Source organism: Rhizobium etli 8C-3 (assembly GCF_001908375.1).
Classification (GTDB): Bacteria; Pseudomonadota; Alphaproteobacteria; order Rhizobiales; family Rhizobiaceae; genus Rhizobium; species Rhizobium etli_B.
This window is the reverse complement of sequence record NZ_CP017241.1, coordinates 3,646,298-3,659,510: the sequence shown is the minus strand read 5'-3', so window position 1 is coordinate 3,659,510 and position 13,213 is coordinate 3,646,298. Positions and strand designations below refer to the sequence as shown.

Sequence of the window (13,213 nt, the reverse complement as noted above, 5' to 3'; positions counted from 1 at the left end):
GCGGAGCCGCCCGAAAAGACAAAGAACGCTACTTCGCAGCGGCTCAATTTTTCGAAGGGCTTCAGAACCGAAGCTGGTTCAATTCACCATCGAGGTGCGAATCATGAGCAAGGCAGCAGCTATTCTCTTTCCATTCGTGATCGCAGCCCCGGCAGTGGCGCATGATGCGACGCCAACGGCGGCGCAGCCGCACGGATGGACATATCCATTTTCGTGCTGCAGTGGGATGGATTGCCGCGAGATCCGCGATCAAGGGGTTCTCGAGGGCCCCCGCGGATATGTCATCAAGCTCACCGGCGAGCTCATAACGCCACGGGATACTCGCATCAAGAACAGTCCGGACGGGCAGTTTCACCAATGCACGGTGGCCGGCGAGCCCACGGGTCGCACCATTTGCCTGTTCGTTCCTCCGCGCTCCTTCTAAGGATGGTCACCATGACGCAAGACCTCAACCGCATCGAAATCGACCTGCAGCGCATGTCAGAAGGCTGGACGATGCCATCAGGTAATCCGATCCAGATGCCGCCAGACTATCCAGCAGTGCCGAATCTGGATCCTGAAGCTCATTTGATGACGTTTTCCGTCATGCCGCGCGAAACGATCTTGTCTCTAAAGGGGCGAGCGCTGCAATCGCGGGCATCTCAATTTACCCTGTACGTTACCGGGACGCGGTTCGGTCTTTTGTGCTACTCGCTCGGGCTTGTCCGTCTTGTAGAGGCCTTCGAGGAGCTTTGCCCTACGCAGCATTCGGTGACAATACATTAAGGTCGGGTGGTGCCTTTCAGGGATTCTCTCATCTGGATTGGCCGGCTAGGAGCCCTGCGGCTTTCCTGGCCCCAGCTTCAGCTTGTCCGCCATGAGGGCGAGTTCGGGCAGGGACTTGGCACGCATCTTCTGCATAACCTGGCTACGATGTACCTTTACCGTAATTTCGCTCACGCCTAGATCGGCGGCAATCTGTTTGTTCAGCCGTCCGATCACCACCAAAGCCATCACCTCGCGCTCCCGTGGGGTCAGGCTCTCAAAATTCGCACGCAAGGTCGCCAACGCTTTTTCATTCTCAATCCAAGCACGGTCGCGCGCCAGACCCACATGAACGGCATCGAGTAGATCCTGCTCGCGGAACGGTTTCGTCAAGAACTCAATCGCCCCCCCTTTCATCGCTTGCACGGACATGGGAATGTCGCCATGCCCGGTGATGAAGACGATCGGGAGCTGAATGTTTCTCCGCGACAACTCTCGTTGAAATTCAAGACCGCTTTGTCCCGGCAGCCGGACATCCAGCACGAGGCAGGTCGGCCCGTGCGGTCGTTCGGACTTGAGGAAGTCGTCCACAGAGGAAAGGAGCTTCACGTCAAAACCGACGGATCGCAGCAGGCTGCCGAGCGCCTCGCGGATCGCCGGATCATCATCGATGACGATGGCGGTTTCTCGCACATCCGTCATGTCAGCGGCCCTCGGAGGAAGGCAGCTCTTGCGGACACGAGAGGTCTGCACCCGCTGTTGCGGCATCGGGGCAAGCCCAACCGACAGAGTGGCGATGCCGCAATGAGAACACTCCCCTCTCTCCTCAGCCGGTGCCGAACCGAAGCTTTCTCGCACATCAGAATGCGCCCTAATTCCCTTAGCGACAAGGCCAGTTGCGATAGGATCGATCGGCCCGCTATGGCGTTGCACCTCCTGCCATTGCCGGCACGCCCAACCGGCAACCAGCGGGACCAAAAACTTGGCGGCCCTGCACTTTGCGACGACAGGTCTTAAGCAATCTATACCATCGTATAGCCCCCAGTGACTTTGTCGCCCCTGCAGGCTGCTGTATCTTGCAAGCCGCGACCACACACTTCTGCAAAACGCCTATCGCGAATTTGGAGGCGGCAGTGCCAACGAAAAAGCCTCTCATTGCGATCGTCGATGATGACCAGTCGATGCGCGAGGCTACCAAGGGACTCATGAGGTCGCTGGGATTTGACGCCGAGGCTTTTTCATCCGCCGATGATTTCTTGAGGTTTCCGCATCTGCACCGCACGGCCTGCCTGGTAACGGACATCCATATGTCCGGAATGAACGGGCTTGATCTGCACCGGAGCCTTGTCGCGTTGGGCAAGAGCATTCCGACCGTTCTGATCACTGCCTATCCGAATGAGAATGCGCACAGGCGTGGGTTGGGTCCCGACATTGTCGGCTACCTGGCAAAACCGTTTGGAGAGCAGGATCTGCTGAAGTGCATCGGTTCTGCGCTGGCCCGTGGTACCGACCGGCAAGACCGATGAGGGGGCGGCTGACGCCAGGCATCGGCACGTCGAAGTGATGCATGTCGCAAGACCCGCCACCTCACACTGCCGGCGCTGGGCCGGGATGCTCGCCAGGAGCATTCTCGGCCGGAGCCGAAGGCAAGGTGAATTGAAACACAGCCCCCCAAGGATCGTTCGTCCGGGCCCACAGTCGCCCCCCGTGCGCCTCGATGATCGACCGGCAAATGGCCAAGCCCATGCCCAGACCCTCTGCCTTCGTCGTGAAAAACGCTTCGAACACCCGCTCCACACTCTGGGGCTCCAAGCCGACACCGGTGTCGTGCACTTCGACCAGTGCGGCCTCGGATGCGTCGAGGCGGGACCTGATCAGCAGTACGCGTGGTCGGTCTGCGATCGTCTTCATCGCCTCCATGCCGTTCATCACCAGGTTGAGGATTACCTGCTGCAACTGCACCCGGTCGCCCGCAACGTGCGGAAGGTCGTGCGCCAACTCGGTCCGCAGAAAGATCCGATGGCGGCGTACCTCGCCTTGGACGAGAGCGACTGAATCTTCGACAAGGGCGTTCAGGTCCACCTGCGCCGTGACAGTGACTGTCTTCTTCAGGAGCGCGCGCACCCGGCCGATGACTTCGCCGGCACGATGCCCGTCACGGACGATGCGCTCCACCGTCTCCCGCGCCTCGTCGAGGTTGGGGGGCTCGCTGGCGAGCCAGTGGAGGGCGGCATTGGCGTTGGTGACCACGGCGGCCAGCGGCTGGTTGACCTCATGGGCGATGGAGGAGGTCAGGGCGCCCATCGTGGTCACGCGCGCGACATGCGCGAGCTCGGCCTGCGCCTTCTGCAGGGCCTCCTCGGCCCTCTTGCGATCTTCAATGTCGACGAGAAACCCGTACCATTTAACAATGTTTCCGTGCTCGTCGCGCAGCGGCACGGCATTTTCGAACCACCAGCGGTATTCGCCGTCAGCTGCCCGACGGATCCGCACTTCAACCTCGAACGGGTGGCCAGTGGCCAAGGAGGCATGCCACCTGGACATATAATGTTCAAGATCTTCGGGGTGAAATCGGGCTTCGGCGTCCCAGCTCGCTCCTGCCGTTGCGTCCAGGGACAAGCCTGTGAACTCCTGCCAACGCCGATTGATGAAATCGACACGGCCGTCGGGCAGGGCCGTCCACACCATCGCCGGAACTGTCTCGATGACCTCGCGAAGCTCTTCCTCACTCCGCCGGGCAGCCTCTTCGGCGCGCTTGCGCTCGGTGATGTCCTCGCACACGATGAGGATGACAGGTCGCTTCTTGATCACCATCGCTCGGCCCGTCTCGCGAACCCACAGCATCGAGCCGTCCTTGCGTATCTTGCGCAGTTCCCAGCTCATGGCCCGGCCAAGATGTTCGAGACAGGCGGCTGCATGCCTCTGGACGGCATCTCGGTCCTCCTCGTGAAAGATGTCCTTTACGGGTCGGTCGATCAGTTCGTCGACGGTGTAACCCAGCTGCTGCGCGCCAAAGGGATTTACGGACACGACGGTGCCGCTTGCGTCCACCATGAAGTACATCGTCGGATTGTTCTCGAATACGGCTCTCCACTGCTCCTCGCTGTCCCGCAGCGCCTCTTCGACCCGCTTGCGCTCGGTAACGTCCTGGATCGTACCGAACATGCTGTGCGGCCGACCCGACCCGTCCCTTGTAAGATCGCCCTGGCTGTGAACGATGCGCAGCTCGCCGCCGGGCCGGACGATGCGGTACTCCAGGTCGTAGCGAGATTCGCCGCGCATGGCCTCCGCCGCTGCCTGGCTCCAGATCGACCGATCCTCCGGGTGGATCCGCTCAACCGCTTCGGCAACACTGACGACCGTGCCTGCGCGCGGCGTCAACCCAAAGATGCGGTATGTCTCGTCCGACCAGGTAAGACAGTCTGTGTCGAGGTCACGCTCCCAATAGCCGACATGGGCGACGCGTTGCGCTTCTGCAAAGTTGGCCTCGCTTCGACGCAGACCCTCCAACGTCTCCTTGAGACGGAAGGTCATGAGAGCGAACGCCTGGGCAAGCAGGCCGACCTCATCGTTTCTACGGACCTTGGGCACTTCCCGCCATTCGCCGTTTGCAATCGCGTGGGCGGCCTGCGTCAAGGCGGTCAGCGGCCGCAGCGTGCGTCCGACGAGCCCCAGTCCGAGGACCCCGAAGACAGCGACGATGACTGTGCCGACGCCTATCGACAGATAGGCCGCACGGTATACAGGCGTCAGAAAATCCGAGGCTGGCACCGCTGAGATGATTGTCCAGTCAAGTGCGCCGGGGGCCTCAGCGCGATCGACCGCCGCATAGATCCTGCCCCCCTCAGGGTCACTGAAGGAAAACACGCGCGGTCCAGGTGACGAAGACCCGGCTACCCCCGGGTACCTTCGAAGGTAGCGGGCAGTTTCGCGGACGATGGGATCGGTCGCCTCTGATGCCTGAAGGCGCAGGTGCGCGCCGTCAGCGCCGATAGTGACGGGCGCCACTCCTCCCGACGCGCCAATCAGATGTCCGGTGGCGTCCATGATGAAGGCCCTGCCGTTGTCGCCGATTTCGAGCGTCTGCAAGAACCTGGAAAGATTAGTCAAGATGAGATCGATCCCGCACACCCCAACGAAGTTGCGGTTCTTGTTGAAGACCGGGAGGGAGAGCGAGATGCCCAAGATCGGCTCGCCTACACCGAGATAGGGCTCGGTCCAATAGCGCTTGCCCGTCTCCTTGGCCCTGGCGTACCAGATCCTCCCGCGTGCGTCGAACGCGCCTTCTGACTTCCGCAAACGGCCGATCCTGCCGCTTGGCAGTGCTTCGAACTCGCGCACGACGTTTGCGCGAAATTCATCGGTCATCAGAAACACGACGCTTGAATCTGCCAGTCGCCCGACCGAAACGATCCCGCCGGCCTCGTTGCCGAAAAACATCCAGTCGACGTCGGGTTCTTCAGCCAGCAACGTATGGAGCTCCTGTGCGACAGCATGTGGGTCGCCGGGTGACAGGTCGTGACGAGCAAGACCATTGGCCAAGCGGGACACCGCCTTGTCGGCGGCGCGCACCAAATGATCAACGTCGCGATGCACGGCATGCGTCACCTCTCGGATCAGCCGCTCGGACATGATCGAGACGATGACGTTTCCCGTCCAGATCCATAGACCGGCCAGGACCAGACTTAGAACGAGTACGACGCCGGCAACGGCGAGGATTAAATGGTTCCGTAACATGATCGCCGAGTGCCTTAGGCGGCCAGATGGATATTTTGTGTCTCCTATATTGCTCCTGTGGCCGGGCGCTCGCAATCCGAAGCTCCGTGATGGTCTTGTGCAGGACTGACTTCCTCGGCCCCTGCCCCGCGACCGCCCGGCAAAAGCCCGCAACGAGACGGATACTTGCAGATGGAAGCCCAAGCCTGAGGGCTCAACTGACGAGGCTGCTTCAGCAATGAGGCCGCGCAGCACTGCGGCCGACAGGCCCATGGCGTCTCCTTAAGACCGTGCGGCGAAGTTCCCGCGTCAACAGCCCGAGCAGATCGCGCTGCGACCGATCTTGCGTTCGGCGAAAAGTTCGAATACCGGCCTGGACGGCGCGTTCTTGACGCAAGTTCGGCTGCGAGGCGGTTGCGGATTTGTCTTTAAAACCAGGAGTTTGATCTGAAAGTGTACCTGGAGCCGCAGGGTGTCGATGCCGGCAATATCGTGATTTTTCTCATGTATCGGCAGTTTGCCGCTTATGGACGCGAACCAGCTAGCTTGCCGGTAGGCCGCTGGATGTGGCGAGGCGAATGTCTCTTCGGAAGTCCGACGGAGACATGCCGGCGATGTGGCGGAAGGATTTGTTGAAGGCGCTGATGGAGCCGAAACCACTGTCCATGGCCACCTGAAGCACATTGGCATCGTCTGCCATCAGCAACGCCTGGGCGCGGGAGAGGCGCAACAGATTGAGATATTTGCTGAGCGTCATTCCGGTCGATTTCTTGAAGACGTTCATTGCATATTTCGGATGCAGGTCCGCCGCCCGGGCGATATCGACGGTGTCGATGTCCTCCATGAAATTGGCGGCGATGAAATCGCACATCCGGGCAATGCTGCGCGACGGTTGCGTGTGAGGCTGTTCGGCCTCCTTTCCACCGTAGCCGACGACCGTCATCGAATAGGGTTCGAAGGCGATGCGCTCGATGCGAAGCAGCAACTCGTCGACAGCATGCTGGGCCTTTGCCGGATTGCCCGAATTGGCGTAGCGGAACCAGCGGGAGAAGTTCTCTTTGTCCGCAGCATCGGTATCGGACGTCAGCAGCGTCGAGCCCTTCATCAGGCGGCTGGAGATTTCAGCGGGCAGGCGCAGACGGAAGAAATAGACGAGCGGCAAATGGGCGCCTGCATAGAGCGAATCTTCCGAAGACTCATCCATCTGATGCGGCTGGCCGCCCCAGAAGAGGCACATGTCGCCAGCCTTGAGCGTCATTTCGTGATCGTTCATGCGGTAATGCACAGTGCCCCGCATGATGTAGTTCACCTCCACCTGCGCATGCCAGTGCGGCATCGCCATCACCGGTGGATGGGCATGAAACAGCTGAAGCTCTGTCGGCGAGCCTTCGATGCTGCTTGCGCCCGGCTGATAGATGGCTCTGCTGGCAACCTTACTTTCCGCCAAATTGATATTCCCTTTTTAGGAGACAGCGGCTCCCTTACGGATAACTTAGCCACGTTCGCTAAAGGACGGCAATTGAAAAGGGAGGATTTTCAATGCGCTTCAAACTTATCGGTGCGACCGCTGCGGTCGCACTGCTTTTTTCCGGTTCCGCATTCGCGCAGTCGGGCAATCTCACCATCTGGAGCTGGAACGTTGCAGCATCGGCGCTGAAATCCACGCTCGAAGGCTTCAACAAACAATATCCCGACATCAAGGTGACTGTCGAAGATCTTGGCAACAGCCAAGTCTTCGATAAGACACTTGCCGGCTGCGCAGCCGGCGGCGACGGCCTGCCGGACATAGTGACGATCGAAAATTTCGAGGCGGAAATCTTCTGGAACCGCTTCCCGGATTGCTTCGCAAACCTGAAGGATCTGGGCTATACGGCGGAAATCCAGGCGAAATTCCCGGACTTCAAGCGCACAGAGCTGGAGGTGGATGACGCTGCCTATGCGATGCCGTGGGACTCCGGGCCGGTTGCCGTCTTTTACCGCCGCGATTTCTATGAAAAGGCCGGCGTCGATCCGGCAACGATCAAGACTTGGGACGATTTCATCGCCGCCGGCAAGGAGATCTCGAAGGCCAATCCTGGCGTCGTCATGGCCCAGGCCGATTTCAACGGCGATAGCGAATGGTTCCGGATGATCGCCAACGAGCAAGACTGCGGTTATTTCTCCACCGACGGCCAGACGATCACCATCAACCAGCCGGCCTGCGTCGCGACCCTCGAAAAGGTCAAGCAGATGAAGGACGCCGGTACGCTGACAGCGGCCATCTGGGACCAGAAGATCCAGGCCAATACGGCCGGCAAGGTCGCAAGCCAGATGTATGGCGGCTGGTACGAGGGCACGATACGCTCAGGCTCGCCGGACCTTTCCGGCAAATGGGGCGTCTACATGATGCCGAGCCTCACGGCCGACGGCCCGCATGCCGCAAACCTCGGCGGTTCGTCGCTGGCCATCAGCGCCAATTCCGAAAACAAGGAAGCGGCTTGGGCCTATCTGAACTATGCGCTGGCGACCAATGAAGGCCAGGTCACGATGCTGAAGTCCTTCGGCCTCGTCCCTTCGCTGCTGTCGGCCGTCCAGGATCCTTTCGTCAACGAGCCGCTACCTTACTGGGGCGGGCAGAAGGTCTGGGCAGATATCCTTTCGACGCTGCCGAAGATCGTGCCGAGCCGCGGGACGGCGTTTCAAAGCGATGCGGACGCGATCTACAAGGCAGCGCAGACGAAGTATTTCGCCGGCGGTTATCCGGATGCGAAGGCTGCACTTGATGATGCCGCCAACCAGATCGCTTCGGCGACCGGTCTTCCGATCGCAGAATGAGCAACCTGTCGGGCGCCTGATGCGCGCCCGGCATTTCACCTTCGAGGTGGCTCGTTTCGCTTGTGAGGAGGATATAAATGCCGTTCAGGACCCGGAGCGCCTATGCGTTCCTTGCGCCCTATCTGCTGGTCTTTGCGACCTTCTGGCTCTGGCCGATCATCAATTCGTTCTTGATTTCGTTCCAGAATACGCGCGTCAATCCCTGGAAATTCAGCCTTGCGTCGAATTGGGGGCGTTTGTTCGGCGACCCGGCTTTCTACAACGCGCTCTACAACACGCTGATCATCCTGGTCATCCAGGTGCCGGTGATGATTGCGCTTGCAACCGTCATGGCGGTGCTCTTGAATTCGCCGCTGCTTGCGGCGCGGCCGCTCTTCCGCTTCGCCTTCTTCGCGCCGGTCGTCGTCGGCGAGGTCGCCTATGCCGCCGTCTTCCGGCTGATGTTCAGCATCGACTTCGGCATCGTCAACAAGCTGATCGCCTCGGTCGGTATCGCTCCGGTTTCCTGGTTCGACAATGCGAATGCGGCGATGGCACTCGTCATAATCGCCGTTACCTGGCGCTGGGCCGGCTATAACGCAATCATCATCCTGGCCGGCCTGCAGTCGATCCCTGAGGACGTCTACGAGGCTGCGACGCTCGATCGCGTCAGCAAGCTACAGCAGTTCTTTCACATCACCTTGCCGCTCCTCAAGCCGATCGTCCTCTTCTGCGTGGTGCTGTCGGTAATCGGGACGATGCAACTCTTCACCGAACCCTTCCTCATTACCAATCGCGGCGGCCCTGGCGGGGGCACGGAAACGCTCGGCCTGCTTCTTTACCGGCAGGGCTTCACATCGCTGAATTTCGGCTACGCATCGGCGATCGCCTACACGATAGCCGCATTGGCGATTGCAATTTCGCTTTTCAATCTCTGGGTCGGGAGGGAATCGAAATGAAGTCGAGGTCCAAGTCGCAATCCCTCTTGATGCGCAAGATTGCGCTGCATGCCGTGCTGACGCCGCTTGCCATCATCTGGCTCTTTCCGCTCTGGATGATGTTCGTCTTCTCGACCATGCCGGACAACGGCATATTCAGCCCCGACATCGTGCTGTGGCCGTCGACGAATTTCGTCGAGAATTTCAAGAACCTGGAGGCCGACACGAATTTTCTCCGGGCGATGTTCATCTCAATCACCGTCGCGGTCGTCTACACCGTCCTGTCGGTGCTGCTGACATCGATGGCCGGCTGGGCGCTTGCCCGCTATCGATTCGCCGGCCGCTCCCTCGTCACGGCAATCATTCTGGGCACGATCACCTTGCCTTTCGCCGTCGTCGTGATCCCGCAATTCATCATGGTGGCGCGCGAATTCAAGCTGGCGAATACCTGGGTGGCGCTGGTCGTCCCGCCGCTCTTCAATTCGCTGGGCGTGCTTTTCATGCGCCAGTCCTTCTCGATGATGCCGAACGAGCTCTTCGATGCCGCCCGCGTGGAGGGCGTCAAGGAGTGGCAGATCTTCCTGCGCATCGCCTTGCCGCTTGCCCGTCCGACGATGGCGGCGCTGTCGATCATTCTCTTCCTGGCATCCTGGAACAACTATCTCTGGCCGCTGCTCATCAATTCCAGGCCCGGAATGATGACGGCGCCGGTGGCGCTTGGAACGCTGATCGGTCTTACCAAGGTCTCCTGGGGCGGGATCATGGCGGGTGCAATGTTGCTGACCGCGCCGATCCTTCTCGTCTTCGTGCTGTTGCAACGCCACTTCATCGCCGGCATCGCGGCCGGCGCAATCAAATAATAGCGGAGGCCGCATGGCAGAGCTTTCACTCAGGAATGTCGTAAAACGCTTTGGCGCCTTCGGCGTGATCCATGGCGCCAATCTCGACGTCAAGGACGGCGAATTCGTCGTCTTCGTCGGTCCTTCGGGCTGTGGAAAATCCACTCTTCTAAGGATGATCGCCGGCCTCGAAGACATCTCGGAGGGCGAAATCACGATCGGCGGCAGGGTCGTCAACAATGTCGAGCCCGCCGACCGTGGCATCGCCATGGTGTTCCAGTCCTATGCGCTCTACCCGCATATGACGGTCGCCGATAACCTGTCTTTCGGCCTGCGCATGAACGGCAACCCTAAAGAGGATACCGACAAGAGGGTGCGTCACGCCGCAGAGATCCTGCAGATCAAGGAATTGATGGAACGCCGCCCGAAGCAACTATCCGGTGGCCAGCGCCAGCGCGTTGCAATCGGCCGCGCCATCGTTCGCGAGCCCGAGGTCTTCCTCTTCGACGAACCGCTCTCGAACCTCGATGCGGAACTGCGTGTGCAGATGCGCGTGGAGATCTCCAGGTTGCACAAGCAGCTTGGCGCGACGATGGTCTATGTCACGCACGATCAGACAGAGGCTATGACGCTTGCCGACAAGATCGTCGTGCTGCGTGCCGGCAACATCGAGCAGATCGGCGCGCCGCTGGATCTCTATGACGATCCGGCTAACCAGTTCGTCGCCGGTTTCGTCGGTTCGCCGAAGATGAATTTTCTGGCGGCCGAGGTTGTTGAGCGTGACGCATCGAACGCGACCGTCGCCCTGGCCGGCGACAGGAACGTCCGCCTGACGCTGCCGGTTCTTTCAGCAACCGAAAAAGGCGCGCAGGTAACGCTCGGCGTGCGGCCGGAGCATTTTGCCGACGGCGGCAGTGGCGACACCGACCTCACCGTCGCCGTCGATGTTGCCGAACACCTCGGCAATACCAGCTACGTCTATGCGACCGCTGCTGGCGGCCAGCCGCTCATCATCGAACGTCCCGAATCCCGTTCCTCGGCCGATCGCGACACGCTCACCGTCGCGCTGTCGGCAAGACGCACCTTCCTGTTCGACAGCGCAGGCAATCGCTTGCGATGACGAAATCCGCTCCCAAGACGAAAATATGAAAGAGGAAATAGTCATGAGTTCAGAGCAGCCGATCCGCTGGGGCATTATCGGCCCAGGCACCATCGCCCGCACCTTTGCAGACGGCATTGCCCATTCGCGTACGGGTAAACTGGTGGCGATCGCGAGCCGCAATCCGCAAAAGCCCGGCCTTGGCGATGGCTTTCCCGGCGCCCGCATCGTCAAAGGCTATGATGCGCTGCTGACCGATGCGCAGATAGATGCCGTCTATATAGCCACCCCGCATACAGGCCATGCCGAGTGGGCGATCAAGGCGATTCGCGCTGGCAAGCATGTGCTGGTGGAAAAGCCGATTGCGCTTTCGGCCTTTGATGCGGAGGCAATCTACCATGAAGCGAGGAAGGCCGGTGTTTTTGCTGGCGAGGGTTTCATGTACCGCCTGCATCCCCAGACGGAAAAGATCGTCGAACTCGTGAAGAGCGGCGTGATCGGCACAGTGCGCATCATCCGCTCAAGCTTCGGCTTCAACATGGGCGGCTTCAAGCCCGAGCATCGATTGTTCGCCAACGATACGGCGGGGGGCGGCATCCTGGATGTCGGTGGCTACCCGGTCTCGATGGCGCGGCTGATCGCCGGAGCGGTTGAAGGCAAGCCTTTCTGCGAGCCGGAGAAGGTTTACGGCGTGGCGCACCTCGGACAGTCCGGCGTAGACGAATGGGCCTCCGCCGTCTTGCAATTCAAAAACGGCATCATTGCCGAAGTCTCCTGCTCCATCATGGCCCAGCAGGACAATACGCTTCGCGTCATCGGCTCCGAAGGGCGCATCGAGGTCAAGGATTTCTGGTTCGCCTCAGGTCACAAGGGCGGCGTCGGCACGATCGAGCTTTTCAGGGGAGCCGAGCAGGAAACGATCGAGGTCAAGGAAGACCGCTGGCTCTATTCCTTCGAAGTCGATGCGGCCGGAGATGCAATCCGTGCCGGCGAGAAGGAATTCGCTTCGCCAGGCATGAGCTGGGCCGATTCCACCGGCAATCTTCGCGTTCTCGATAGATGGCGGGCCTCTGTCGGCCTCGAATATGGTGTCGAGAAGGCGTCAAGCCGAACGACGAATATTGCGGGCGGAGCAGTTAGGCCCGGCAGCAGCATTCCGCAGCGCCAGATACCTGGCATCTCCAAACCGGCCTCCGTCGTAACGCTTGGATTCGAGTTCTTCCCGAACTTTGCGGCGGCCTCGCTGACGCTCGATGCCTTCTACGAGGCGGGCGGCAACGTCTTCGACACGGCCTATGTTTATGGAAGCGGCAAGACAGAGAGTATCTTCGGCGATTGGCACACGAGCCGCAATGTTTCGCGTGAGGAGATCGTGCTGATCGGCAAAGGAGCGCATTCGCCTCTCTGCTACCCGGACATGATCGCCAAGCAACTCGATCAGTCGCTCGACCGGTTGAAGACCGACTATGTCGATATCTACTTCATGCACCGGGACAACACGGCGATTCCGGTTGGAGAGTTCGTCGATGCCATGGACGCCGAGGCCAATCGCGGCCGCATCCGAGGGATCTTCGGCGGCTCGAACTGGACCCGTGAGCGGATGGACGAGGCAATGGCCTATGCGGCAAAGTCCGGCAAGAAAGCGCCTGCGGCGCTCTCCAATAACTTTTCGCTCGCCGAAATGCTCGATCCGATCTGGGCAGGATGCGTCGCGGCCTCGGACGACGAATGGAAGAAATGGCTGAACGAAAAGCAGATTCCGAACTTCGCATGGTCCAGCCAGGGCCGCGGTTTCTTCACCGACCGGGCGGGACGCGACAAGCACGACGATGAGGAAATCGTCCGCTGCTGGTATTCCGATCGCAATTTCGCACGCCGCGACCGCGCGAACGAGCTGGCAAAAAAGCTCGGTCGAAACCCGATCCATATCGCGCTCGCCTATGTGATCGCCCAGCCGTTCCCCGTCATTCCGCTGATCGGCCCGCGCACGATCGCCGAACTGGAAGATAGTCTTTCGGCCCTTGGCATCGAGCTTACTCGCGAACAGGTAAAGTGGCTGGAGGGCTAGGGAAACAGGCTGGTTC

The 13,213-nt window shown here is 60.2% G+C and carries 11 protein-coding genes; 8 read left to right on the top strand and 3 right to left on the bottom strand.

Annotated elements, in window-relative coordinates; genetic code table 11:
* Window positions 1–103: 103 nt before the first annotated feature.
* Both AM571_RS18120 and AM571_RS18115 read left to right on the top strand, forming a co-directional pair.
* Window positions 104–424: a hypothetical protein gene (locus tag AM571_RS18120; RefSeq protein WP_074062598.1), complete on the top strand. Its 321-nt coding sequence runs from the start codon at window positions 104–106 to the stop codon at window positions 422–424.
* 11 nt (window positions 425–435) lie between these two features.
* Window positions 436–765, top strand: coding sequence for a hypothetical protein (locus AM571_RS18115; protein WP_074062597.1), 330 nt, complete (start codon window positions 436–438; stop codon window positions 763–765).
* A gap of 45 nt (window positions 766–810) precedes the next feature.
* Here the strand turns inward: AM571_RS18115 and AM571_RS18110 are convergent, their stop codons facing one another.
* A complete protein-coding gene (locus AM571_RS18110) occupies window positions 811–1,446 on the bottom strand; it encodes a response regulator transcription factor (RefSeq protein WP_074062596.1) in 636 nt (211 codons plus the stop codon).
* A 431-nt stretch (window positions 1,447–1,877) separates the two neighbouring features.
* Between AM571_RS18110 and AM571_RS18105 the strand changes: the two genes are divergently transcribed.
* Window positions 1,878–2,270: a response regulator transcription factor gene (locus tag AM571_RS18105; RefSeq protein WP_074063340.1), complete on the top strand. Its 393-nt coding sequence runs from the start codon at window positions 1,878–1,880 to the stop codon at window positions 2,268–2,270.
* A 61-nt stretch (window positions 2,271–2,331) separates the two neighbouring features.
* On the opposite strand, the gene AM571_RS18100 is transcribed toward AM571_RS18105, so the two are convergent.
* Complete coding sequence (locus AM571_RS18100; protein WP_074062595.1) at window positions 2,332–5,481, bottom strand: PAS domain S-box protein; 3,150 nt, start codon at window positions 5,479–5,481, stop codon at window positions 2,332–2,334.
* A gap of 520 nt (window positions 5,482–6,001) precedes the next feature.
* The gene (locus tag AM571_RS18095; RefSeq protein ID WP_074062594.1) at window positions 6,002–6,913 is read right to left on the bottom strand and encodes a helix-turn-helix domain-containing protein; all 912 of its coding nucleotides are present in this window, start codon (window positions 6,911–6,913) and stop codon (window positions 6,002–6,004) included.
* Between the two features lie 86 nt (window positions 6,914–6,999).
* Between AM571_RS18095 and AM571_RS18090 the strand changes: the two genes are divergently transcribed.
* The 5 genes from AM571_RS18090 to AM571_RS18070 all read left to right on the top strand — a co-directional run bounded on the left by AM571_RS18090 (window position 7,000) and on the right by AM571_RS18070 (window position 13,197).
* Window positions 7,000–8,274, top strand: coding sequence for an ABC transporter substrate-binding protein (locus tag AM571_RS18090; protein WP_074062593.1), 1,275 nt, complete (start codon window positions 7,000–7,002; stop codon window positions 8,272–8,274).
* Window positions 8,275–8,351: 77 nt separating this feature from the next.
* Window positions 8,352–9,212 (top strand): carbohydrate ABC transporter permease, encoded by an 861-nt coding sequence (locus AM571_RS18085; protein ID WP_074062592.1) that lies wholly within the window; start codon window positions 8,352–8,354, stop codon window positions 9,210–9,212.
* Window positions 9,209–10,051, top strand: coding sequence for a carbohydrate ABC transporter permease (locus AM571_RS18080; RefSeq protein WP_074062591.1), 843 nt, complete (start codon window positions 9,209–9,211; stop codon window positions 10,049–10,051). The genes AM571_RS18085 and AM571_RS18080 overlap by 4 nt, the downstream gene beginning before the upstream one ends.
* Before the next feature lie 13 nt (window positions 10,052–10,064).
* Window positions 10,065–11,150, top strand: coding sequence for an ABC transporter ATP-binding protein (locus tag AM571_RS18075; protein ID WP_074062590.1), 1,086 nt, complete (start codon window positions 10,065–10,067; stop codon window positions 11,148–11,150).
* A gap of 43 nt (window positions 11,151–11,193) precedes the next feature.
* Window positions 11,194–13,197: an aldo/keto reductase gene (locus AM571_RS18070; RefSeq protein ID WP_074062589.1), complete on the top strand. Its 2,004-nt coding sequence runs from the start codon at window positions 11,194–11,196 to the stop codon at window positions 13,195–13,197.
* The last annotated feature ends 16 nt before the right edge of the window (window positions 13,198–13,213 follow it).